The 23,399-nt window shown below is 37.8% G+C and carries 23 protein-coding genes and 1 riboswitch; of the genes, 18 read left to right on the forward strand and 5 right to left on the reverse strand.

The genetic code is table 11. The features are described from left to right. Window position 1: 1 nt before the first annotated feature. The 11 genes from MHH44_RS06830 (at window position 2) to brnQ (ending at window position 12,794) form a co-directional block, all read left to right on the forward strand. Window positions 2–976, forward strand: coding sequence for a D-alanyl-D-alanine carboxypeptidase family protein (locus tag MHH44_RS06830; protein WP_008408099.1), 975 nt, complete (start codon window positions 2–4; stop codon window positions 974–976). A 361-nt stretch (window positions 977–1,337) separates the two neighbouring features. Further along, a complete protein-coding gene (locus tag MHH44_RS06835) occupies window positions 1,338–2,081 on the forward strand; it encodes a pseudouridine synthase (RefSeq protein WP_008408102.1) in 744 nt (247 codons plus the stop codon). Between the two features lie 106 nt (window positions 2,082–2,187). After that, entirely contained in the window at window positions 2,188–2,721 is a 534-nt protein-coding gene (resA, locus tag MHH44_RS06840) for a thiol-disulfide oxidoreductase ResA (RefSeq protein WP_008408103.1), read from the forward strand. Window positions 2,722–2,734: 13 nt separating this feature from the next. Next, window positions 2,735–4,393: a cytochrome c biogenesis protein ResB gene (locus tag MHH44_RS06845; protein ID WP_340798122.1), complete on the forward strand. Its 1,659-nt coding sequence runs from the start codon at window positions 2,735–2,737 to the stop codon at window positions 4,391–4,393. Beyond that, window positions 4,390–5,574, forward strand: coding sequence for a c-type cytochrome biogenesis protein CcsB (gene ccsB / locus MHH44_RS06850; protein WP_008408105.1), 1,185 nt, complete (start codon window positions 4,390–4,392; stop codon window positions 5,572–5,574). Before MHH44_RS06845 ends, ccsB begins: the two co-directional genes overlap by 4 nt. Before the next feature lie 188 nt (window positions 5,575–5,762). Then, window positions 5,763–6,479, forward strand: a complete 717-nt coding sequence (locus MHH44_RS06855) for a response regulator transcription factor (RefSeq protein WP_014824342.1) — start codon at window positions 5,763–5,765, stop codon at window positions 6,477–6,479. After that, a complete protein-coding gene (locus tag MHH44_RS06860; RefSeq protein ID WP_340798123.1) occupies window positions 6,472–8,250 on the forward strand; it encodes an ATP-binding protein in 1,779 nt (592 codons plus the stop codon). The genes MHH44_RS06855 and MHH44_RS06860 overlap by 8 nt, the downstream gene beginning before the upstream one ends. A gap of 162 nt (window positions 8,251–8,412) precedes the next feature. Further along, window positions 8,413–8,946, forward strand: coding sequence for an RNA polymerase sigma factor SigX (locus MHH44_RS06865; RefSeq protein ID WP_340798124.1), 534 nt, complete (start codon window positions 8,413–8,415; stop codon window positions 8,944–8,946). Next, window positions 8,943–10,166, forward strand: a complete 1,224-nt coding sequence (locus MHH44_RS06870; RefSeq protein ID WP_340798125.1) for a hypothetical protein — start codon at window positions 8,943–8,945, stop codon at window positions 10,164–10,166. The genes MHH44_RS06865 and MHH44_RS06870 overlap by 4 nt, the downstream gene beginning before the upstream one ends. 104 nt (window positions 10,167–10,270) lie before the next feature. Continuing rightward, window positions 10,271–10,444, forward strand: a riboswitch (FMN riboswitch). A gap of 244 nt (window positions 10,445–10,688) precedes the next feature. Beyond that, entirely contained in the window at window positions 10,689–11,264 is a 576-nt protein-coding gene (locus MHH44_RS06875; protein WP_014824338.1) for an ECF transporter S component, read from the forward strand. Window positions 11,265–11,441: 177 nt separating this feature from the next. Further along, window positions 11,442–12,794 carry a branched-chain amino acid transport system II carrier protein gene (gene brnQ, locus MHH44_RS06880; protein WP_340798126.1) on the forward strand — a complete coding sequence of 451 codons (1,353 nt, stop codon included), beginning with the start codon at window positions 11,442–11,444 and terminating at the stop codon, window positions 12,792–12,794. Between the two features lie 52 nt (window positions 12,795–12,846). Here the strand turns inward: brnQ and MHH44_RS06885 are convergent, their stop codons facing one another. After that, window positions 12,847–13,704 (reverse strand): YitT family protein, encoded by an 858-nt coding sequence (locus MHH44_RS06885; protein WP_014824336.1) that lies wholly within the window; start codon window positions 13,702–13,704, stop codon window positions 12,847–12,849. A 306-nt stretch (window positions 13,705–14,010) separates the two neighbouring features. On the opposite strand from MHH44_RS06885, the gene MHH44_RS06890 reads away from it, so the two are divergent. The 3 genes from MHH44_RS06890 to MHH44_RS06900 all read left to right on the forward strand — a co-directional run bounded on the left by MHH44_RS06890 (window position 14,011) and on the right by MHH44_RS06900 (window position 16,343). Then, entirely contained in the window at window positions 14,011–14,406 is a 396-nt protein-coding gene (locus tag MHH44_RS06890) for a MerR family transcriptional regulator (RefSeq protein ID WP_008408113.1), read from the forward strand. A gap of 40 nt (window positions 14,407–14,446) precedes the next feature. After that, entirely contained in the window at window positions 14,447–15,793 is a 1,347-nt protein-coding gene (gene glnA / locus MHH44_RS06895) for a type I glutamate--ammonia ligase (RefSeq protein WP_173364558.1), read from the forward strand. A 139-nt stretch (window positions 15,794–15,932) separates the two neighbouring features. Continuing rightward, window positions 15,933–16,343 (forward strand): VOC family protein, encoded by a 411-nt coding sequence (locus tag MHH44_RS06900; RefSeq protein ID WP_340798127.1) that lies wholly within the window; start codon window positions 15,933–15,935, stop codon window positions 16,341–16,343. Window positions 16,344–16,477: 134 nt separating this feature from the next. Here the strand turns inward: MHH44_RS06900 and MHH44_RS06905 are convergent, their stop codons facing one another. Further along, on the reverse strand, window positions 16,478–16,654 hold the full coding sequence (locus tag MHH44_RS06905) for an aspartyl-phosphate phosphatase Spo0E family protein (RefSeq protein WP_014824333.1): 177 nt from the start codon (window positions 16,652–16,654) through the stop codon (window positions 16,478–16,480). 375 nt (window positions 16,655–17,029) lie between these two features. On the opposite strand from MHH44_RS06905, the gene MHH44_RS06910 reads away from it, so the two are divergent. From MHH44_RS06910 to MHH44_RS06920, 3 genes are read left to right on the forward strand one after another with little or no spacing between them, the layout of a single operon-like run. Continuing rightward, entirely contained in the window at window positions 17,030–18,157 is a 1,128-nt protein-coding gene (locus tag MHH44_RS06910; RefSeq protein ID WP_340798128.1) for an ABC transporter, read from the forward strand. A 12-nt stretch (window positions 18,158–18,169) separates the two neighbouring features. After that, the gene (locus tag MHH44_RS06915; protein ID WP_340798129.1) at window positions 18,170–19,384 is read left to right on the forward strand and encodes an ABC transporter permease; all 1,215 of its coding nucleotides are present in this window, start codon (window positions 18,170–18,172) and stop codon (window positions 19,382–19,384) included. Between the two features lie 12 nt (window positions 19,385–19,396). Continuing rightward, window positions 19,397–20,308 (forward strand): ABC transporter ATP-binding protein, encoded by a 912-nt coding sequence (locus MHH44_RS06920; RefSeq protein WP_014824331.1) that lies wholly within the window; start codon window positions 19,397–19,399, stop codon window positions 20,306–20,308. A gap of 363 nt (window positions 20,309–20,671) precedes the next feature. Here the strand turns inward: MHH44_RS06920 and MHH44_RS06925 are convergent, their stop codons facing one another. Both MHH44_RS06925 and MHH44_RS06930 read right to left on the reverse strand, forming a co-directional pair. Next, window positions 20,672–21,181, reverse strand: coding sequence for a DUF3231 family protein (locus MHH44_RS06925; protein ID WP_340799488.1), 510 nt, complete (start codon window positions 21,179–21,181; stop codon window positions 20,672–20,674). A gap of 318 nt (window positions 21,182–21,499) precedes the next feature. Further along, on the reverse strand, window positions 21,500–22,003 hold the full coding sequence (locus MHH44_RS06930; RefSeq protein ID WP_008404966.1) for a CarD family transcriptional regulator: 504 nt from the start codon (window positions 22,001–22,003) through the stop codon (window positions 21,500–21,502). A gap of 173 nt (window positions 22,004–22,176) precedes the next feature. Between MHH44_RS06930 and MHH44_RS06935 the strand changes: the two genes are divergently transcribed. Then, the gene (locus tag MHH44_RS06935; RefSeq protein WP_008404964.1) at window positions 22,177–22,590 is read left to right on the forward strand and encodes a MarR family winged helix-turn-helix transcriptional regulator; all 414 of its coding nucleotides are present in this window, start codon (window positions 22,177–22,179) and stop codon (window positions 22,588–22,590) included. 84 nt (window positions 22,591–22,674) lie between these two features. Here MHH44_RS06935 and MHH44_RS06940 read toward each other — a convergent pair whose 3' ends face one another. Beyond that, window positions 22,675–23,238: a nitroreductase family protein gene (locus MHH44_RS06940; protein WP_340798130.1), complete on the reverse strand. Its 564-nt coding sequence runs from the start codon at window positions 23,236–23,238 to the stop codon at window positions 22,675–22,677. Window positions 23,239–23,399 lie beyond the last annotated feature (161 nt).

A 23,399-nucleotide genomic window follows, 5' to 3' on the forward strand; every position in this document is an offset into this window, starting at 1 on the left:
GTTGAAAAAGTGGTTTGTTTCTATTGTTGTAATGTTCGTATTTTTGAGTGGTTCGTCACAAATTCAGGCGGCGTCTAATAGCTATGTTGTTATCGACGCGGAAAATGGGCGGACATTAATGGGCGTGAATGAACATGCACGCCTTCCGATCGCCAGCCTCACAAAAATCTGGACTGCCCTAGTTGTTTTGGAAAATAGTGAGCTTACCGATGAAGTGGTTATTTCGAAGGAAGCCTCACTTGTGGAAGGCTCATCGATTTATTTACTGGAAAACGAGACATATACGATTGATTACTTGCTTCATGGTTTAATGATGCAATCAGGGAATGATGCCGCTACTGCGCTGGCAGAGCATATTGGCGGATCTGTAGAAGGTTTTGTTCAGCTTATGAACGAAAAGGCCGAGCTTTATCAATTGCATGAAACAACTTTTACAAATCCTACAGGGCTGCACAATGAGGCCCATCTATCCTCTGCCTACGATACGGCAAAAATGCTGCAAATTGCGATGATGAATCCACAATTCAGAAAAATTGCATCTACTCAAAATTTTTCGGATGGCAGGCAGTGGAAAAATAAACATCGACTTATGCATGAAAAGATAGGCGCCATTGCAGGAAAAACAGGCTACACAAAAGTGGCTGGACGAACATTGGCAACTTTCTTTGAACGGGAACAAAAATCATTTGTTGTCGTTACTATTAATGAAGGAAATGATTGGAATATCCACCGTAACTTGGCGGATTTTATCGACAATAATTTTGAGCAACAAACGATTGTGAAAAAAGGGAAGTATAATGCGAATGGATTGGCCATCGAGTTAGATGAACCGTTCCAAATGCTGCTTCATAAGAAAGAACGGCCGAATTTTGAGCATATTGTTAAAGTTTCACGGCTGAAAGGGTCAAATCGAGGGGTTTGGCTTTTATATGCAGATGAAATGCTCGTATCATCAAAACTTGTTACAGTAAAATAATCCGAAAAGTGAAATATCTTTAACTTCAGGATTGAAGTTAAGCCTCCGGTGGATGTCATGGATTCGAAAAGGAGTTCTAAAAAAGGAAGCCAGCTTAAAAGCGTCGCATCATGCGACAACAGCTGACTGACCCACATCCTGTGAGCCTCATAGCCCAGTCCGGACGCGATTACACCAAGGCATAATTGATTAAGTTCTGAAAGTATGACATAATTTTTATTCGTTAAGGATTTATTTTCGCTCGTAATTGTGGATTGCAGCAATGATATTTAAAATTTAACAGAGCAGTAAACGAAAAGTGCAAAGGCGAATGCTGAAGAAGTATGCGTCTTTGCAGTTTATCAATCAATGAGGTGAACTTATGGAAAGATTACAAAAAGTGATTGCCTATGCAGGCGTTGCATCACGACGTAAAGCAGAGCAATTAATCGTAGAAGGTAAAGTAAAAGTAAATGGAGTCGTAGTAAAAGAGCTTGGAACAAAAGTATCCAACTCGGACACGATTGAAGTAGAAGGCGTAAAGCTTGAAAAAGAAGATAAAGTATATTTCTTACTATATAAACCACGTGCCTATATTTCGGCAGTTACTGATGATAAAGGGCGAAAAACGGTTACAGACATTTTTAAGAAACATGTTCATCAGCGTATTTTCCCGGTAGGGCGTTTAGATTATGATACGACAGGGTTATTGCTTTTAACGAATGACGGCGAGTTTTCAAACTTAATGACGCATCCGAAATTCAAAATCGACAAAACGTATATTGCGCGTGTTAAAGGAATTCCTACAAAGCAAGGTTTAATGAAACTGCAAAGCGGGATTAAGCTGGAGGACGGTAAAACGGCTCCTGCAAAAGTAAGCATGACTAGCTTTGATGAGAATGCCGGTAAAGCAATTTGTGAGATTACGATCCATGAAGGGCGAAATCGCCAAGTCCGCCGTATGTTTGAAGCAATCGGTACACCTGTCGTGAAATTAAAACGCGAGCGCTTTGCATTTTTGGATTTAACAGGTCTTAGTCCAGGAGAATACCGTCAGCTGACTAAACATGAAGTAAAACTACTTCGTGTATTAGCGGAGACAGGTAAAGTTGATTATAACAATTAATTGTTTATGATATGCATAAACCCTTCTGAAAGAAAAGAATTTAAATTTTGTAATAATTTGCTATAATAGGCAACAGTACTTGCTGAAGTGGAAGGGGGTTTTTTATTTGGAAAAAAAGAAACAACGTTCTGTGACTCGCGGCATCATTTTAACCATTTTAGCAATCGCAATCGGATATACAGTTTACGCTGCCGTAACGAAAGATAAAATAAATATTGTACAAGCCGGGGCACAGGCGCCTGATTTTGAAGTAGTAGATTTACAAGGGGAAAAACATAGATTGAAAGACTACGAGGGAAAGGGTGTCGTACTGAATTTCTGGGGTACATGGTGTGAGCCGTGTGAACGAGAATTCCCTGCAATGACGCGTCAATATGCGGAATTTAAGGGCCAGGATGTTCAAATTATTGCCGTTAACTTCGCACAGTCTGAATTTGAAGTGAAAAAATATGTGGCGAATATGGGGATGACGTTCCCGGTTGCGATCGATAAAACGAAAAGTGTTTTCACTGCCTATAATATTGGACCCCTGCCTACATCAATTTTCATTAAACCCGACGGTACAATAGACCGTATTATTACTGGAGAAATGACCGAGAAGGAAATTGTGCAATATATGGAGTCAATCAAGCCGGAATAGGAGTTTTTACGCAATGAATAAACTACTTTGTGAATGCGGGCATGAAAATCCTGAAGGTACAACGCTCTGCCAAAAATGCGGTTCTCCATTATCCGCAGAAGAAAAAAGCAAAAAAATTGCAGATATGCGGTACGAAGGGACAGCCATACGTTCAAAAACTTATAACAAGTCAATTATTGATAAGATTTGGAATTTTTTCTCAAGTGTGAAAGTCGGAATTACGCTCATTATTATCAATTTAATAGCAGCATCAATTGGTACAATCCTGCCTCAGGAGTTTTACATAAGCGTAGCGACAGACGCTGAGAAGGAAAAGTACTATTCGGATGTTTATGGATGGTTCGGTGAAATATACTACGCGTTAGGTTTATCGGATCTTTATTCATCCTTATGGTTCCAATTACTTGTATTAATGTTAGGCGTGTCCATTATTATTGCAAGTATAGATAGAGGTATTCCATTACATAAATCTTTAAAAAACCAACGAGTTAAACGACATTCAAACTTTATGAAGCGTCAGCGAATTATTGGTGAGGGGAAACCAACTGAAACGCCCGATCAAACACTTCAGCTCGTTGAACAATCTTTAAAAACATTGAAATACAATGTCCGACGTGAGGATGATTCCATCTTAGCGGAACGTGGACGTTTTTCGCGCTATGGTGCCTATGTAAACCATGTTGGATTAATTGTCTTTTTAATTGGGGTCATGCTCCATTTAGTCCCGGGCATGTACGTTGATGAATCGATGTGGCTTCGTGAAGGCGAGACACGTGCTGTACCGGGTATGGACGGGTATTTCCTGAAGAATGATAAATTTATTTTGGAGACTTACGATAATGTTCCGCAAGGCGAGCAGATCAAACAAGGGGTCAATGTAGTCGCAAAAAATTACCAGACAGACGTGACATTGTATAAACAGCAGGAAAATAGCGTACCAGGACAGGCGGAAAACCTGGAAAAAGTGAAGCAATACGGAATTCAGGTAAACCATCCGCTCAAGCATGAGGGCTATGCATTTTATCAGATGGATTTCCGATTAAATGAGATTAAAACAATGGTTTTTGATTTAATCAATAAGGAAACAGAACAATCGCTAGGCCAATTAAGCATTGATTTAACGAACCCACAGGAAGTATATACGCTCGAAAATGGCGCACAGGTCGAATTAATGGGTTTTTATCCGGACTTTTCAGGTTTTGAAGATGGTGTACCACAAACTGCTACCCAAACACCGAATAATCCGGCATTTATTTTTAAAATGACTACCCCTGAAACACCAGATGGGGAGACAAGCTTTGTTGCGATCCAGCAAACACTGGAGCCAGAGGGTGACAATATTTATAAAATGAAGTTTTCGAATGTGGAAACGCGACATATGTCGGGTTTAACGATCCGTTATGACCGGACAATCCCTATTTTAATTGTAGGGGGCATTATCTTTATGATTGGTGTTGTAATCGGTTCCTATTGGAATCATCGCCGCATATGGATTGAACAGTTGACGGATGGAACAATACGCATGGCAGCACATACGAATAAAAACTGGTTTAGTATGAAAAAGGATTTAGATGCATTAACGAAGCATGCTCATTTACCACAATACGTAGATCAACAGGAAATAGAAAACAACGAACATGTTGAAACAGAAAAGGATGGTAAAACCTTATGAGTTTAATCGATTTAAGCGGTTATTTACTGTATGCGGCATTTATTAGTTATTTGGTAGGGACATTTTTATTTGCAGGCGCAATTAAAGTAAAAAATGACACAGCAGCAGCTCGGGCAGATAAATACGGGAAAATTGCCCTTGTTGTTACAATTATCGGTTTTGTTGCGCAGTTAGGTTATTTTATTACACGTTGGATTTATACAGGACATGCACCGGTTAGTAATATGTTTGAATTTACGACAGCATTCGGTATGTTCATCGTTCTATCGTTTATCGTTATTTACTTTACGTATAAAGTTGCAGCATTAGGGGTTATTGCTTTACCAATTGCATTATTGATTATTGCATATGCCTCTATGTTCCCGACAGAGGTAAGTCCATTAGTACCGTCACTGCAAAGTCATTGGCTGACGATCCATGTTACAACTGCAGCGTTAGGGCAATCGATTTTTGGGATTAGTGCGGTAGCAGGACTTATTTATTTGCTGAGAAATGTGAATATGGACGAGCGCTCAAAAGAAAGTTTTTGGCTGGAAGCAGTCATGTTCTGCTGTGTATTAGTTGTAGGATTCGTTGCGGCAACGGTTACATTTAATGCAATGGATTATGAAGCGAAGTATGAATACGTTGATACATTGGATCAGGTCAGTACTTCAACGTATTTGATGCCGGCTATTTTCGGTATGAATGAGTATGTGGAGCTGTCTGAAGACCGTATGACACCGATATTTGAGTTACCGGCATTGATCGATGCACGGAAACTCACAACTGTTTTTTGGTCTGCTCTATTCGGTACAATTATTTATATACTCATTCGACTAATCTTTAGAAGAAAGATAGCGAAAATGTTTCAGCCATTAGTTAAACGGGTGAACTCGACGCTGATGGACGAAATTGCCTACCGTTCGATTTTAATTGCTTTTCCGATTTTTACATTAGGCGCGCTTATTTTTGCGATGATCTGGGCACAGGAAGCATGGGGACGATTTTGGGGCTGGGATCCGAAAGAAGTATGGGCCCTTATTACATGGCTGTTCTATGCAGCATTTTTACACCTGCGTCTGTCAAAAGGCTGGGAAGGAAAAAAGAGTGCTTGGCTAACGGTAATTGGTTTTCTAATCATCTTATTCAATTTAGTCGTTGTAAATCTTGTTATTGCAGGATTACACTCTTATGCATAATGTGACAATAACTGCTTTTTAACCTATCGTTAAAGCAATTATAATAGTTTCCAATTCTATACAAAATAATTAATAAACAGTCATAAAGTTCGAAAAGTTCAATCACAATGATTGGGCTTTTCTTTTCAATCGTTCACTAAAAAGGTACAATAGAGAAGAGAAATAGAGTTTTGAAAGGGGCAACACCAGTGTCTGAAAATATTTCTGTGTTGATAGTGGATGACGAGGATCGAATTCGTCGTTTGTTAAAAATGTATTTAGAGCGTGAGGGCTATTTAGTAGAAGAAGCGGAAAATGGAGAACAAGCACTTTCGATGGCACTTGAAAAAGATTATCATTGTATTTTGTTGGATATTATGATGCCTGAAAAAGATGGTTTGGAAGTTTGTGCTGAACTGCGCGAAAAGAAAACAACGCCTATTATATTGTTGACGGCAAAAGGTGAAGAAGCAAACCGTGTACAAGGATTTGAGCTTGGTGCGGATGATTATATTGTGAAACCATTTAGTCCGCGAGAAGTCGTGTTGCGTGTAAAAGCAATATTACGTCGTTCAGCAGTATTTTCACCTGTTTCAAATTCTTCATCATCTAAAGATCTAGTTGTGTTCCCGCATTTAACAATTGATCATGATGCACATCGTGTGACAGCAGATGGAACGGAAGTAAATTTAACACCGAAAGAATACGAATTATTGTACTTTTTGGCGAAATCACCCGATAAAGTTTTCGACCGTGAGCAATTATTAAAAGAAGTTTGGCATTATGATTTCTTTGGTGATCTGCGCACAGTTGATACACATGTAAAGCGCCTGCGTGAAAAACTGAACCGTGTCTCTGAAAATGCAGCGAAAATGATTGTAACGGTTTGGGGAGTAGGCTATAAATTCGAGGTCGTAAATGATTAGAATAGCAACAAGTATTGTCGGGAAGCTATGGGGAACCATTTTGCTTCTCGTTTCATTTGTCCTGTTTATATTCACCATTTTCATGTTGGAGTTTCTTGAAAACTATCATAACGAGCAGTCCGAGGCTTCATTAAGGCAAACAGCTGCAGCTATTGCGAGCATTATCGATGAGGAAGAAATCGATGATAAGCAGTTTGCGATTATTTCGGAATTATTAACGGAAACAACAAATGTACTTATCGCCAAAAATTCAGATGAAATATTGTATGCAAGACAAGAAGGAATCAATAAAGAAGAAATTCAGCAAAAAATAATAAGCAGTAATGCATTTGAAGAAGTATATGCATCATCAGAGCCGATAGTAGAGGAACTGAAGTTGCCTTCAAATCGGGAAGAAGATGCGAGCGACACCAATTATATTGTATTAGGTTTCCCGCTGAAAAGTGTTGAAGACTTACATGGGGCCGTTTTTATATACAAAAATCCCGATGCGTTACACCAGACAAGTAATGAAACAACAAAAATTGTTGTTATAGCTGCAGCCATCGCATTTATATTGACGACAATTTTTGCATTTTTCCTATCTTCTAAAATAACGCTTCCATTGCGTAAAATGAGAGAGCATGCATTCGAATTGGCGAAGGGACGTTTCGATTCTAAAATTGAAACGAAGCAAAATGATGAAATTGGTCAGCTTGCCGTTGCGTTTAACCAGATGGGCCGCCAATTGAAGCATCATTTGGAAGTGATCAACCAGGAAAAAGAACAATTATCGAGTATTTTAACATCGATGACCGATTCCGTTATTACATTTAATCGTGATAAAACGATTTTAGTGAGCAATCCTCCTGCAGAGCGACTACTGCAAAAATGGTTCGTCGAAAAAGGATTGGACAGCTCCAAGCCGATACCTGATGAACTTTATCAAATGCTTGATCATGTATTGAATTTTGAAGATCAGCTGGACGAAGAGTTTGAAATGGGCAAATCCTATTACAGTATAACGATTAGTCCGCTGTACAGCAGGGACTCCATTCGTGGGGCAGTCGCTGTTATACGAGATAAAACCGAGGAAACAAAACTGGAAAAGCTGAAATCGGATTTTATCGCCAATGTTTCACATGAACTTCGAACACCAATCGCGATGCTTCAAGGCTATTCAGAGGCGATTATTGATGGGGTTGTGACAACAGAGGAAGAACGTATAGATATGATCCGTGTAATATATGATGAATCACAGCGTATGAGTCGTCTTGTAACAGATTTACTTGACTTGGCGCGGATGGAATCGGGACATATGACCCTGTATAAGGAAGAAGTACCATTAGTTACAGTTATTGAAAGAATGACACATAAGTTTGACCAAACAGCGAAAGAAAACCATGTGCAACTGCAGATTGAAACAGACTTTTCGGACGAAACGCTTATTTCGATTGATGAGGACCGCATCGAGCAAGTGTTAACGAACTTAATTGATAATGCGATTCGCCATACACCAGCCGATGGATCCGTGACTGTTTCTATGATAAATGAGCAAAATTACGCAAAAATTCAAGTGAAAGATACAGGGCAAGGCATTCCTCAAGATGATTTGCCATATGTATTCGAACGGTTCTACAAAGCTGATAAAGCACGTACTCGCTCAAAAGGCGGAACGGGCTTAGGTCTGGCCATTACGAAAAATATTGTGGAAGCACATAACGGAAGAATTTCTGTTGATAGTGTCGAACAGCAAGGTACAACCTTTACATTTTACTTGCCATTACCTTAAAAAAATGGGGTAATGGAATAATGAGTATAAAAAAGTTTATCATTTTGAATCGCTCAAAGTGATAAACTTTTCTTTTTAAATGACTAGTTCGTTTATAAACGGATGATTATTGTAACTTTTTTGTTTCGAAAACGACAAATTACGTGAATGGAGGTGGGATGGGTGCAGCAATCCATTTTCCATCGATTATACGATACGTATCATCAGGATGTTTTTAATTTTTTGTTCTACTTAGTAAAAGACCGTACCACAGCTGAGGATCTTGCCCATGAAGTGTATGTTCGTGTATTAAAATCATACGACCGTTTCGAAGGGAAAAGCTCTGAAAAAACCTGGCTGTTTTCAATAGCAAAAAATGTAGCGATCGATTATTTCAGAAAAAAACAAGTACGTGATAAGCATGCATTTACAGCATTTGATTGGGAGACAGAGCAACTCGTAAGCCCAATCCCTTCACCTGAACAATTTACCGAATTAAATGATCAGCTCCATCAATTATTGGTTGCATTGGAAGAATGTTCAGGAGATCAGAAAATGGTTATTATTATGCGATTTATTCAAGAACTGTCCATCCAGGAAACAGCTGAAATTTTAGGGTGGACGCCCGGCAAAGTTAAAACGACACAGCACCGTGCTTTAAAGAATCTGCGGCTGCTATTGGAAGCGCAAGAAGGAAGGGAGGCGAATCCATTATGAAAAAGGAGCATTGGGATGAAAAAGAGATTGAACTTTTTCTGAAAAAAGCACCGAAAGTAACCGATCATCGTTCAAAAGATGAGGTATTTAATCGATTAAAGGATGATGGAGCATTTAATGAAGATCCGCCTCATATACAGCAAAACAATCAAAAAGGAATCCGTTGGGCACCGTTATTCGTTTCGATTGCATCAATATTTATTATTGTTTTAATCAGCGCACAATTTATAGGGAATAATGAGTCCGTCACAATGCAAAATGAAACATTTGACATTCAGACTCCAGAAACGGAAGAAAATATGACGATGAGTGCAAAAGAAGATGCGTCTACACAACATGAGCGCTCCATGATTAATAGTTTTACGACGGAAGCTCAACCGGAGCAAACGTTAGTTTATGAAAATGAGCTTGCCGACAACACATTATTAGAAATTGGTCTTTCAGGGGATGATGCAGAAAGCGTACCAGTGAGCATATTGATTCCAAATGAAGTTGTTGCCGAAAAAACAGGTACAGAAAATCCGTCAAAGCTGGAACTTTATAATACATTCAGTCCGTTGCTTGATGAACAGTCGCTCGGGTTTAATGAATATCATCCTTACAAGGGTGAATTGCGAGAAGAAGGGAACACGCTTGTTCACATATTGCCGGAAGGTCACCAATATGATGCAGGAACAGCTTCCTTATCGAATTATCTTGGTTCACTTGTCGATACTTTCAGTGATGCATATACGGAAGTGCAAATAGAAAATATCTCCGGAAAACCAATTTACTTCGATCATATTGGCGATGTAAATGAGCCGTTTCTATTAAACGATGAGAACGCTCAATATAATTATTTTATGTATCAGATGCGCAATGGGGCGGTATATTTAAGTCCGAATTTCCGAATGAGCTTTACAAATGTCGAAGAAGCAATCAAAAATATGACGGTGGAAGCGAACGATATATATAGAACGGTTATATTGCCAGGTGTATATTTAAAAGTTGAAGACGCTGAATCAGTCGTTACGATTACATTTGAAGAGCCTTTAAACTTGGAGAATTACGAGCCTGCACAAGCAATGCGAATGATTGAAGGGTTAATAATGACAGCGGCAAGTTTTGATAAACAAGTCAAATTCGAAAATATTGTACAGGAACAATGGGGCGGTTTTGATTTCACAAAACCAGTGGAGAAGCCGATAGCTGCAAATCGTATCCATTATGAATTTCAATAATCCAAATTAATTTACTAGGAATTGTAAGCAATGGGCTTTACAATTCCTTTTTTTTATATATAATAAGAATTGTAGCAAGGTAATTGTTACATAATTTCATATTGATTCATCTTCGGGGCAGGGTGTAACTCCCGACCGGCGGTAATAAAAGTGATAACCTCTGACCATTTACTTGGAGGAAGTTATGTCAAACTTTTCGAGCCCGCGAGCCACTTTTGTGTGCAGGATTTGGTGCGATTCCAAAGCCGACAGTATAGTCTGGATGGGAGAAGGTGAAGGTACGGTCGTCATTTTTTTGAAAATGCCGTGCTTTGCAGTACTTATTTTCAAGTTCCTTATTTGTTGCGGAATATTTTTTCGTATACAAAAATCAGGAATTGCTGCAAATGCACTGATAGACCCTTTATTTAAGTGTGCCTATTTCTCCCTTATGCTCTATTTGAGTATAAGGGTTTTTTCATGAAATGATTTGATACGTCCTTTCTTCTTGCGAGATGGAATCAGCAAAGAGGAGAGATTTATATGCAAAAAAGAAGTTTAAAGTTACGATCATTCGTAACAATCGCAATGCTGAGTGGAGTTTCATTTGTTCTAATGTTGTTAAACTTCCCACTACCATGGTTCCCAGTGTTTTTACAAATTGATTTCAGTGATGTGCCAGCATTGATTGCGGCGATTACAATGGGTCCTGTTGCGGGTATTCTAGTTGAACTTGTCAAAAATGTGCTTGACTGGATTTACACAGGGGCTCCTGAAGGGATTCCGGTAGGTCATATGGCAAACTTTGCTACAGGTGTATTATTCATTTTACCAGCTTACTATATTTATAAAAAATTCCCTTCTGCAAAAGGGTTAATGACTGGCTTAGTTGTTTCTACGGTTGTTATGTCACTAGGAATGGCAGCATTAAATTATGTGGCGTTCTTACCGCTGTATACGTACTTACTAGGCTTCGAATATAATATGTACGAAACGATCGTACTGGGTATTTTACCATTTAATATTGTTAAAGGAATTATGATGATTGTTGTCGTGACGATGCTTTACCGTACAATGCGTGTATGGATTGAAAATCAGCGCCGACAATATTTAGCTTAATTAAATAATAAAATTTGGAGCGATGTCGTAAAAGTGTTAACTTTATGACACCGCTCCTTTTATATTTACTATTACTATTGTCATTCTGTTATAGGGCTGATATGATATTGTACATTGTTAAGAAAATTAGGACGTTTCATTAAAACACCATGAAATGACATCTTGGGAGAGAATATGATGGACAAAAAAATACCATTTTCAACCTATGCAGTAATCGGAACGATGCTGTTTGGTATGTTTTTTGGAGCGGGAAATTTAATATTTCCGATTCAAATGGGGCAATTGGCAGGAACGAATTATTGGTTTGCGCTAATTGGCTTTTTAGTTACGGCAATTGGTTTGCCGTTTTTAGGAATTCTGGCAATCGGATTGTCGGGAAGTAATGGATTGCGTGATTTGGCAAGTAAAGTACATCCGGTGTTTGGATTGTTTTTTGCATTGGCTTTATATTTAACAATCGGGCCGTTTTTTGCAATTCCACGTACAGCAACCGTGCCGTTTGTCGTTGGATTTGAACCGTTTATCGATCCTTCGCAGGCAACATTGTGGCTAGCAGTATTCAGTTTTATTTTCTTCACGATAGTTTTTTACTTTTCGTTAAATCCGGCGAAAATAATGGACATTATCGGAAAATATTTAACGCCAGCCTTTTTAATATTTTTATTTGTATTAATCGGAATTAGTCTATTTTCTCCGATGGGGAAATTTGTTGAGCCTGCTGGGACTTATATTAACGAGGCGTTTATGACAGGATTTAAAGAAGGCTATAATACGATGGATGCACTTGCTTCACTTGCGTTCGGTATTGTAGTCATCCATGCGATTAAACGGACAGGTATTACAGATAAAAAAGAAATTGCAAAAGCGACTTGGAAATCGGGTATTTTTGCAATGGCATTAATGATGCTAATATACGGTCTGATTGCTTACATGGGAGCATCAAGTGTAACCGCTATTGGTACATTTGAAAATGGCGGGCAAATTTTTGCGGCTGTAGCTGATCATTACTTCGGCTCATACGGTGCGATTTTGTTGGCGATTATTATTGTACTTGCATGTTTGAAAACAAGTATTGGGCTCATTACTTCATGCAGTGAGTTTTTCCATGAAGTGTTTCCGAAAATCAGCTATAAAACATTTGTAGTGATGCTATGTGCTGTTTCTTTTATCATTGCGAACTTTGGGTTAACGAATATTATTACATATGCGGTTCCGGTGTTGATGTTCCTTTACCCGCTGGCAATTGTGTTAATAATCCTGGCACTTTTAGGACCGTTGTTTCACTATAAAAAACCTGTATTTACAGGTGCGATTGTGCTGGTATTCTTTATTAGTATAATTGATGGATACAATGCATTGATCGGTAGTGTACCGGCATTTGAAGTAAGTTTGTTGTCATCTATTTCAACGATCTATGCGGACTACTTGCCGCTTTATTCAATTGGCTTAGGATGGATTGTACCGGCTGTAGTTGGAGCTGTTATCGGATTATGTATTCCGAATCGCAGCGGTGAAGTAAATACGAATTAAAAAAATGGGTGTGTAAGAGGAAAAATTTCCTTTTACACACCCGTTTTCTGTTTTAGTGGATATTTTGCTTTTTGAAGTTTCCTCCTTTAACTTCGACTACTTCGTACACCGTCACAAAGGCATTCGGATCGATTTCACGAATGATTCCTTTTATTTTGCTTTCCTCCATTCGGTTAATTACACAAGTGATTTCTTGGAACTCCTGATGCGAGTAAGCACCGTATACCGTATTGAATGTGGCGCTTCGTCCTAAGCGGTCCCGGATCGTTTCGACCATTTTAAGTGGCTCGTTCGTAATAATTTTGTATGTTTTAGAGCCGCTTAGTCCTTCTTCTACAATTATGATAACTTTCGATGCAATATAGTACGCAATTGCTGATAGCAAGGCACCTTTGAATCCGAAAACAAACGAAACGATAATGAAAACGAAAAAGTTTAAAAATAGAATGAGATCACTTGTACCAAAAGGGAGTTTTCTGGAAAGTAACACAGCAAGCATGTCTATCCCGTCGAGAGCCCCACCATTGCGGAGTGCTAAACCCATACCGATACCTAAAATGATCCCCCCTACAACTGTAATAAGCAACGCATCGCCAGTAATGATTGTTGGTACATGGTGCATAAGCGAAGTACCGATTGCTAATGATGCAATCCCGATAACAGAATTGATAGCAAATGTTTTTCCGATTTGTTTATATCCTAAATAAATAAACGGGATGTTTAGTAAGGCGATCAGCAGGCCTAATGATATTGGCGTTAGCTGAGAAATAACGATACTAATCCCCGTAATTCCGCCATCCGATACGTTATTTGGTATTAATACTGCTTCTAATCCATAAGCGGCGATTAAACCGCCAATAATAACAATGATTTTTTGTCCGATTGACTTTGCGATGTCTTGCTTCGACATAAAATTCCCCCTCAATTTGCATGGTAATAATTATACATGAATTTCGGCCAGATGACTTTTCAACGAGTAAATTAACCAACTTTTTTGCAAAAAAAATAGCATCAATGTATATAGTAATGAAATTTTACGTCATTTAATTACGGGATATGTACTGAAACGTAACATGGATTAAAAAACCATTTAAGGGAATGTTCGAATTATGCGATAAGATCGTTCTAAAAAACGTATGTTAGTTTTTATAACATTGAATTGACAAGGGATATTACATTAGTTTAAAGTAAATGGTAAGAAGAGGGAGGCGAGATAATGAGTCGAGAGTTTCGAAGAGCTATGCCGTTACTGCCGATTAGCATGGTTATGCAATTGACGGAATTAACGGCCAGACAAATTCGCTATTATGAGGAACATGAACTAATCGTCCCTGCCAGATCAGAAGGGAATCGCCGGATGTTTTCTCTTGATGATATTGATGCATTGCTGGAAATAAGAGAGTTACTCGACCAGGGCATTAATATGGCGGGTGTCAAAAAGGTATTTGCAATGAGATCGAAAGAGTATGTAAAGAAACCTGACGTGGTACGCGTGACAGATACAGAATTGCGGACTATATTGCGTGAAGAAATGCTGCAGGCACAGCGCATGCAAAAAACATCGCTACGTCAAGGCGATTTATCGCGTTTCTTTCAATATAAAACTGAGTAGGACCAACTAAAAAGGAGAGTGTTGAAGTATGGCAAATGTAATGGTGAATGGAACAAGCAAAGCAACGAAAGAAAGCATTAAGAAAATTGTAGCAGATAAAAATGTTAAATTTATTCGTCTGCAATTTACCGATATTTTAGGAACAATTAAAAACGTTGAAATTCCGGTAAGTCAGTTAGACAAAGCACTGGATAACAAAATGATGTTTGACGGTTCTTCAATTGAAGGCTTCGTACGTATTGAAGAATCTGACATGTATTTGCGCCCGGACCTAGATACATTTATGATTTTCCCATGGACTGCAGAAAAAGGGAAAGTAGCCCGACTAATTTGTGACATCGCCCGTCCGGACGGCTCTCCTTTTGAAGGGGATCCTCGCTCTAACTTAAAAAGAATGTTAAAAGAAATGGAGGAATTAGGTTTTACAAGCTTTAACTTAGGACCTGAACCAGAATTCTTCTTATTTAAATTAGATGAAAAAGGCAACCCGACATTAGAGTTGAACGATGATGGTGGCTACTTCGACTTGGCACCGACAGATTTAGGGGAAAACTGCCGCCGCGATATCGTATTGGAATTGGAGGAAATGGGCTTTGAAATTGAAGCATCGCACCATGAAGTTGCTCCGGGTCAACACGAAATTGACTTCAAATATGCCAACGCGGTGGAAGCATGCGATAACATCCAAACATTCAAATTAGTAGTAAAAACAATTGCGCGTAAACATGGCTTACATGCGACATTTATGCCAAAACCATTATTCGGCGTGAACGGTTCAGGAATGCATTTCAACTTATCATTATTCCAAGGAAGCAAAAATGCGTTTTGGGATGAAGGGGAAGACTTACAGTTATCAAAAACGGCAAAACATTTCTTAGCAGGTGTATTAAAGCATGTTCAAGGATTTACAGCGGTGACGAATCCGACTGTCAACTCATACAAACGTTTAGTACCTGGCTACGAAGCACCTTGTTATGTGGCATGGTCACCAAAAAACCGTTCACCATTAGTACGTATTCCGGAATCTCGCGGTCTATCAACTCGTATTGAATTACGCTCAGTTGACCCATCTGCAAACCCTTACTTAGCAATGGCTGTTATTTTGGCTGCAGGATTGGATGGCGTAAAAAATGAAATCGAGCCACCAGCACCGGTTGATCGTAACATTTATGTGATGAATGCTGAAGAGCGTGCAGCTTATGGTATTGCAAGTTTACCAGGTTCATTGGATGCTGCATTAAGTACTTTAGCGAAAGATGAAGTAATCATCGATGCGTTAGGTGAACATATTTATGCAAACTTTAAAGAAGCAAAAGAAGTGGAGTTTGATATGTTCCGCACAACCGTTACACAGTGGGAACGTGACCAATATATGAAGATGTACTAAGAGGAAAGCGTTGGGGCTGCATGCTCCAACGCGTTTTTCATATTAACAGATATACGATATGTAGGATCTTGATTTCATCCTTATGTTGTAGAGTATTTTTCTCCTTTTCTATCTAAAATGGAAGAAGGAGGGGATGTAAATGAAACAGTGGACAGAAACATTACATGTAGCACAATTTCGTATCGCACGGCCAACTGATCAATTAGAACAAATCGAACGTTTTTACTGTGAAGGTCTTGGTCTTAAGAAGCTTGGTGGCTTTAAAGGGCATCGTGGATATACCGGCATCATGATTGGTTTACCGGATGCATCGTATCATCTGGAATTTACTGAGCATGTTGATGGAAGTCCATGTCCTGCACCAACGGGAGATAATTTGCTCGTTTTTTATATGCCTAATGTCAAACAAATTCAAACTGTACAGTCTCGACTCGCTAATATGGGATACGATGAAGTTCCACCGGAAAATCCGTATTGGGCAGAAAAAGGTGTGACGATTGCGGATCCGGATGGCTGGCATATTGTATTGATGAACACGGACGGTATTTAATTGTGTATATACAAAAATATAATAAAAAGAAAGCGTTGGGGCTTATGCTCCAACGCTTTTTTAATAACAAAACATAAATACGGCAGGTCTAGGTACAGAACCTGAGCGACATTATTTATGTATTCTCTCTATTGTTATGCAGCAGTATCCGAATACTTATTAAGTAATTCGTCTAACTCTTGACTGCAATGTACTACTTCAGGGTGTGTGAATCCTAGATCATTTGCTTTTTTGTACATGTCTTTTCTTTTAGATTCAATTCTTATTCTCAATCTTAGTCTAAATATTTTTTTGAAAAATAAAAATCTCATTGCTAAATTTATATTCCTTTCTGAAGTATTACGATGTTTTACTATTTTTGAGTTAAATAAAACAGCGCTTATTCATCGTAACTTATTACAAAATAATACAGTGTCGAATCATGTTAGAAACAAAAAGTTCACAATTTTGTAAAAAATAGGTGTATTATATAAAAATAATTTTATCTCATATTGACTTCAGTTATGAAACGAAATAGTTAAAGGAGAGTAGTGAATTTAGAAGGATTTTCTTCCTTTTTATTGAAAATTTACCTTTTAGTTTGAAAATTATTAATTGATAGATTATTCTAATAAAGTACCTGTTTTTGAACTTTAGGTTTGTAAACGTTTTCAATGTCGATATATAGAAGGGGAGGGAGATTATCTATGTTGCAGGCGTTAAAAGTAGGGTTATTAATCGAACGCTCCAACCGAAAAAATATTGTCGCGTTACTTGCAGTGATCGTCATTGTGATCGTCATTGTGTTCGGCTGTATATTTTTTATTAAAGCACAGTCAGTAGGGGATCAGCTCAATGAAAAAAGGGGCGACTACTACAGTTCGCGTGCTGTATTATCCAAGTTCCAAGTGCAGGATGCCTCAAGGGACGGGGATGGCAGTGAATTATTTAAAAATCTGACACAGCAAAAAAGTGCCGTCGCTTTACAAATTGCCTCATTAACTGTAGAAAATTATCCTATGTATTATGAGGCGTCCTACCGTATTGCAGAACTGCGTCAACAAGCTTTTGAGATGGAAGAGTATGAAAAAGTGGAGGATTTACTGCCTTCCAAGTTCCAAAATTCATTAAACTATTTATATTTTAAAACGATGTACGAATCGGGCAAAAATACGATTAGTGATTTATCTCATTACATACCATTTTTATTGTATTTCTTTAGTTTAGTAGGTGTTGGCTGGTACATATTCATGAGCTTCTATACGAGCTCGATTTTGCTGGATGATTTTGAGCATTCAAGTATTATTAAAGGCTATCCTGTTCGTTTTGACCAATATATGATATCCAAATGTATCATTGCCTTTTTATATGTTGTTGCATTTATTGTACTCATCTTTATTAGCGCGTCGCCATTGTTATTTAATGGTTTGGGAGATAGTTCCGAAAAAGTAGCCGTTTATTTAGGTGAGCCGGCATTAATTTCAAGTGTGTACTATATTGTACTATGTATTGTCTACATGATCGTCATCTCGATATTTGTAATGCTCTTATCAATTATTTTAAATGTTCTGCTGAAAAATATGTATTTAACATTGTTTGTTCATTTTATTCTATTCTTTTTACCTATTATTTTCCCTTCAATTATTAGTATATTCCCGTACAATCCGTTCCATTTTATGAACTTCAATGAAATTTTAAATGGAATGCCGTTAGATTTAGTGCGACCTGTGGATGTAACGATGAATATCGGATTACTGACTATGAGTATTTGTATTTTAATCATGTTATTCGTCATTAAAACATTCTTCTCTACAGGAAAAATTAAAAGGGCCTAGGGGGGAAAAGAAATGTACGGATATTTTAAATTTGAGCTGAAACAGTTTTTTACGAATAAGAAAAACTTGGCGATCTATTTTCTTTTGGCATTTGCTGCGATATTTTATGCATTTAAAATCGCACCTGCCTATGATCCGATTGAAAAGGTCGATCGGGAGGAAATTGAAGCCCGCTATTTAACGCGTCAGGAATTTATTGATGATTTAAGTAAGAGGGATTTATGGGAAGTACATCCGACATCAGTTAGAGCATATTATGATTTTGCTGATATCAACCCGCTGGATAAGGCAAGAATGGATGCCCTTGATGCAAATGATCTGAAAAAGTATGCGGAAGTAACAAGCGCCTGGTATGTTCAAATGAACTATTTGACTTTTTATAATGAACACCTTTTCTATAATGACCGATATTATGTGGCAGACAGGGAATTTGCAAATGTGGAAGGTGCTTTAAATGCGATGGATCAACATTACCGGTACGGTGCTTTTAATGAGGCGAATTACGAGTTGTCGATTGGTGTTTTTGAACAACGTACGGCATTGCAGACGTTTGAGCGACTTCTGAAAGGCCCGCTTCCTTTAATATTAATTATTTGTACCTTATTACTGGCGATCGATATTGTGACGAAGGATCGTCGTCACCCGTCGCTGTTAAAAGGTTTTCCGATTGCTGACTGGAAGAAGCTGCTCGTAAAAATATGTGTTGCTTTTATCGGCAGTATCACATTATTTGTTCCTTTACTTATTGGTTTTATGATAATCGGGGCTCAATCAGGTTTCGGCCATCTTAAACTGCCATCACCCGAGTATGCTTTTAATTTCTTGCAATGGGGGAATGAGAGTTTAGCTAATATAATGACATTAGGCATGTTTTTGGGTCGGTCTTTATCATTACTGATTGTATGGTTTATTGTCATTATCAATGTTGTGATTTTAAGCAGTGTACTGTTTCGCCAAGAAATGGTGAACTTGGCGGCCGGACTATTAGTCATTTTTGGCGAAAAGTTTTATCTAAGCCGCGGTATCGGGTATTTTTGGGAAGTGGAAAAAGTACCTACAACGTATATACATGTCGGAAAAGTTGTGTCTAGTTATCAGAACTATTATTTAGGAAGTGAGAATGTAGATTATCAATACGGCCTGCTATTATTGACAATATGCGCGGTTGTCCTATTGGTAATTACGCTGCTCATTTCACTTAATAAACGTTTCAAGCTTGTAAAATAGGGGGAACAACGGATGATTGCTATTGAAAATATTACCGTTCAGTTTGCTGAAAAGAAAGTACTCAACGATATTTCAATCAAGTTTGAACAGGGCGAGATGATCGGGCTAGTTGCACCAAACGGAACCGGAAAATCCACTTTGATGAATGTCATAATGAACTATTTGCCGCCAACAAGCGGGAAAGTATCGTTTAACGGTAATCTTAGCTATTCGAGTAAATCAAACGAGGTGAAAATTCACGAGTTTGTGTCGATGATGCCGGATCAAAGTGATTTATATAACCATTTAAGCGGTCGTGCCCATTTAAAAATGTTCGCAACGATGTGGAAGTCCGATCCGAAAATGATCGACGAAACAATTGAAGCGCTGAATATGGGCCATTATGTAAATAAAAAAACGGGTACTTATTCACTCGGTATGCGTCAGCGTCTTTGTTTTGCAATGCAAATTGTAGCAAATACAGACATTATGATGATGGACGAAGTAATGAACGGGCTCGACCCGAATAATATTGAAATCATTTCTAAGATTTTAATGAAGAAAAAGGCCGAGGGGAAAATGATCATTATCGCTTCGCACTTGCTCGATAATCTGGAAAAGTACGCCGACCGGATTTTCCTGTTCAATGGAGGCAAATTGGTCGATACGAATGAAATTATTGAAGGATTCAGTCAGGCGAAAATCAAAACAGTGCGGGTGAAAAATATGGAGGAATCCGTAAAAGCGCTGCTGAAAGAAAAGTATCCGTTAATTGAGCAGCAAACACTCGTTACAGATATGACACTGCTGCATCTTCCTAGTTCGGAACCGATGCTGTTAAGCGAGCTAACTGAATTTTTGGTGGATAACAATGTAATGGATTTTGCATTTGGCAAAGTGACATTGAATGATTTATATGCGCTTTACTATCATGAAGTTGTATAATAAAAAGCCTTCGTCAATCAATTTTGACGAAGGCTGTTTTTATAAAAGCAATAGTAGACTGAGTAAAAGTCCTGAATTTGAAAAATCGTAATTTGAATTCGATTATTTGTGCTGCAAAATTAATCTTTTGCACAAGTAAAATATACACGCATTTCTATATCATTAAAAATACTTATTTTTTATTCTGATATAACTTATGGTTATTAAGAGCCTGCTACTTAAAAGCAAAACGCCATTTCTTTAATAAGAAATGGCGTTAATGATTGTATGGTGAATGGGGATCTGTATCACAGTGCAATATAATATTTAGTGAAAAAATATCTATTCGAGTTGAATATATTGTGCACTAATTACTTTCTTTCATTAATGCAACGGATGGTGCAGATGCAATGGAGGTGGGATTAGCCAGCCTTTTGCTTTGTTTAAGCGTAATAACTTTGCCCCAAGCTGTGCCTTTGCTGTATGGAATTGACCATACATCAATCCGATATCTTCCCGCATTGTCATACCCATAGCCTGGCTGCAGCTTACTAAACCTGCAGCAACATCTACAGATAATGCGGCACTAATTTCAGGATCATTGAATCTTGCTCCTGGCGGAATATTTTCAATACGTGCTTCAGGACGTTCCGGTGGTGCAGGAGGGAGTCCAACTCCATTTAATTTAAGAATTTTTTCTAATTGCTTAACTTCATCTCTTGCAAATTGGATAAAGTCTTCGATTATTTTTTTCAAGTCCTGATCACCGGCATGGTTATAAAATGTCTGATATCCGGCAATCATACTGTACCCTGCAGCTAAACTTGTCCAAATATTGAAAACTTCCCCATAATGTAACGGTTCGTCTTTCGGGTTTCCTGTTAAAATTCCCATCATTACACTTCCCTTCAAAATTAGGTGTATTTCATACAACGGTAGTATGAGCATTAAAAGTGTTTTAATTCATTTATAAATGAAAAAAATATGATTGCAGCACCTGTTTTTGGATAACAAAGGAAGTGAACTAATAATCAAAAAAATTCACCTAATGACTTAAAAGTGAATTGAAAATAAGACGCTTGCATTAAAATAGCAAACGCCTTAATTGAATGTGTTTTTTATGTATAAAGTGGTAAATCAATCCGTAACGAGTATTGTTGAAGTAAACGGAATTTACTTCAACTCGTTAATAAGGAAAGCTGATTTTGAAAATCAGGTAGTAGGTCCTTGGACTCTTTTGTAAATTTCCTTTTCAATCGTATCCTTTGGCTTTTTAAGCGCGATTTCCAGGACATCTAATATAATCGTTGACAGTTGTTGTAAAATTTGTGAATCTTGGGATGTTATTTTTTTCTCGTCTTTTTGTAATTCTAAATCTTTTCTTAGGAGAGTATTCATTAACTGGGCAGCTTCTAGATGATTGTTCGCACTTAAGATTTCTGCGTGATTTCTTTGACGGTTTGTGCTGCGGTCGTTCCATTCGCTTGGTTCATTTGAGAAACAATCCATAATTTGAACTGCTTCATCATAGCTCAATATTTTTTCAAGTTGTGAGTTTTTACTTTCAACTGGATGATATAGTGTTACTCCCGGTCTAATTTTTGATTGCATAACATAGTAAAGCATAGGTTCTCCTGTGAAGTTTTGTTCTACAATGCCCTCAATCTGGCAAATACCATGGGATTTATAAAACGTTAAGTCACCAATTTTATACATATATACGCCTCCGGAAAAAGTTATAAATTTAATTTTAAAGTAATTTTGCATTTAAGTCAACTAAGTTGACTTAAATGTCCTATTAGTATCGTGAACTTGAATTAATATTTTTCCTTTAGTATGATGCTTGAGAATATTTAAGAATGATGTTGATAGAAAGAAGGGAAAAAGCCATGATTGACTTTATAGAATTATTGTATCGCCAACATAAACATTTGCGCCAAATGGCTGAAATGATGTGGAATGAAAATAATGACCTTCATATAACGAGTTCGGAATGGTTTGTACTGAAAAACATATATGAGGGCTATGTAACAGTACCTGAATTAGTTAAACAATTGGACATTTCAAAGCAAGGGGTTCATAAATTTGTGACTTCCTTACAAGAAAAGGAATTAATTACGACCGAATTAATAAAAGGGTCGAAAGTTCAAAAGATGGCTCATTTGACCGAAAAGGGAATCATTATTTTTAATGAAAGCAAAAAGATGGAGCTGGAAATAGAAAAGATGGTAAGAGATACGATCGGGGATAAAGAATATGAAATGCTGCTGGAAATGCTCAAAAAGCCGCTCTTGAAAATTTAAATGCGATACTTTCAAAATGAAGACAACAGAAAACCGCACGAAAGAGTACTTCCTTCATGCGGTTACTTCAATACATTTTATTGCTTATTTAAACGAACCCTCAAATACAATTTCATTTAATGGGCGTCGGCCTGATGGTGTCTCACGTGCCTGTAATTCAGGAGAGAGCATTTCTTTATCGCCTTTGTAACCAATAGCAATTGCTAAATGCACATCAAACGTATCCGGAATGTTAAACGCTTCTTTCGCCACATCTTTATAAATACCGCTCATTGGATGAGTGATTAATCCTTCTTTAGCTGCCTGAAGTGAAAGGAAGCCCCATGCTGTACCTGAATCAAACTCATGTGAACCTTTTGTATTGTCTGAAACGACTAATACTAAAACGGGTGCACGTTTTGCCCATACTAAGTTACCTTCCATTAAAACAGGGTGGAACTTTGCTAAATCCTTTTCTGTTTTCGCTACGATAAAACGCCAAGGTTGGTTATTGCCTGCTGAAGGAGCCCAACGAGCTGCTTCAAATAAACGGTTTAATACATCTTCTGCAACAGGTGTGTCTGCATAGGCGCGCGGTGACCAACGATTTAAAAATACTTCAGAAATGTCGTGCTCCGCAGTTCGAAATTCTTTTGCTTGTAATACCATGAAAAAATCCTCCTAGTTCTATGTAATACATCTCCTATATTAACCAACACGAAAATATAATTGCAAATAAAATGCTTACAAAAAGTAAGTAAATGATTATTAGTTAGTAATTGCAAATTATTAATGGAAATCCAGGTCATCTATTGTAAGAAAGGCAGAAG

The sequence above is a fragment of the Solibacillus sp. FSL K6-1126 genome (genome assembly GCF_038003445.1).
Classification (GTDB): domain Bacteria; phylum Bacillota; class Bacilli; order Bacillales_A; family Planococcaceae; genus Solibacillus; species Solibacillus silvestris.

What these genes read in the sequence shown, in the direction of transcription:
- MHH44_RS06835 (WP_008408102.1), top strand. Translation starts at nt 1,338, where the DNA reads ATGGAAAGATTACAAAAAGTGATTGCCTATGCAGGCGTTGCATCACGA.
- MHH44_RS06845 (WP_340798122.1), top strand. Translation starts at nt 2,735, where the DNA reads ATGAATAAACTACTTTGTGAATGCGGGCATGAAAATCCTGAAGGTACA.
- ccsB (WP_008408105.1), top strand. Translation starts at nt 4,390, where the DNA reads ATGAGTTTAATCGATTTAAGCGGTTATTTACTGTATGCGGCATTTATT.
- MHH44_RS06860 (WP_340798123.1), top strand. Translation starts at nt 6,472, where the DNA reads ATGATTAGAATAGCAACAAGTATTGTCGGGAAGCTATGGGGAACCATT.
- MHH44_RS06870 (WP_340798125.1), top strand. Translation starts at nt 8,943, where the DNA reads ATGAAAAAGGAGCATTGGGATGAAAAAGAGATTGAACTTTTTCTGAAA.
- MHH44_RS06875 (WP_014824338.1), top strand. Translation starts at nt 10,689, where the DNA reads ATGCAAAAAAGAAGTTTAAAGTTACGATCATTCGTAACAATCGCAATG.
- brnQ (WP_340798126.1), top strand. Translation starts at nt 11,442, where the DNA reads ATGGACAAAAAAATACCATTTTCAACCTATGCAGTAATCGGAACGATG.
- MHH44_RS06885 (WP_014824336.1), bottom strand. Translation starts at nt 13,704, where the DNA reads ATGTCGAAGCAAGACATCGCAAAGTCAATCGGACAAAAAATCATTGTT.
- MHH44_RS06890 (WP_008408113.1), top strand. Translation starts at nt 14,011, where the DNA reads ATGAGTCGAGAGTTTCGAAGAGCTATGCCGTTACTGCCGATTAGCATG.
- glnA (WP_173364558.1), top strand. Translation starts at nt 14,447, where the DNA reads ATGGTGAATGGAACAAGCAAAGCAACGAAAGAAAGCATTAAGAAAATT.
- MHH44_RS06900 (WP_340798127.1), top strand. Translation starts at nt 15,933, where the DNA reads ATGAAACAGTGGACAGAAACATTACATGTAGCACAATTTCGTATCGCA.
- MHH44_RS06905 (WP_014824333.1), bottom strand. Translation starts at nt 16,654, where the DNA reads ATGAGATTTTTATTTTTCAAAAAAATATTTAGACTAAGATTGAGAATA.
- MHH44_RS06910 (WP_340798128.1), top strand. Translation starts at nt 17,030, where the DNA reads ATGTTGCAGGCGTTAAAAGTAGGGTTATTAATCGAACGCTCCAACCGA.
- MHH44_RS06915 (WP_340798129.1), top strand. Translation starts at nt 18,170, where the DNA reads ATGTACGGATATTTTAAATTTGAGCTGAAACAGTTTTTTACGAATAAG.
- MHH44_RS06920 (WP_014824331.1), top strand. Translation starts at nt 19,397, where the DNA reads ATGATTGCTATTGAAAATATTACCGTTCAGTTTGCTGAAAAGAAAGTA.
- MHH44_RS06925 (WP_340799488.1), bottom strand. Translation starts at nt 21,181, where the DNA reads ATGGGAATTTTAACAGGAAACCCGAAAGACGAACCGTTACATTATGGG.
- MHH44_RS06930 (WP_008404966.1), bottom strand. Translation starts at nt 22,003, where the DNA reads ATGTATAAAATTGGTGACTTAACGTTTTATAAATCCCATGGTATTTGC.
- MHH44_RS06935 (WP_008404964.1), top strand. Translation starts at nt 22,177, where the DNA reads ATGATTGACTTTATAGAATTATTGTATCGCCAACATAAACATTTGCGC.
- MHH44_RS06940 (WP_340798130.1), bottom strand. Translation starts at nt 23,238, where the DNA reads ATGGTATTACAAGCAAAAGAATTTCGAACTGCGGAGCACGACATTTCT.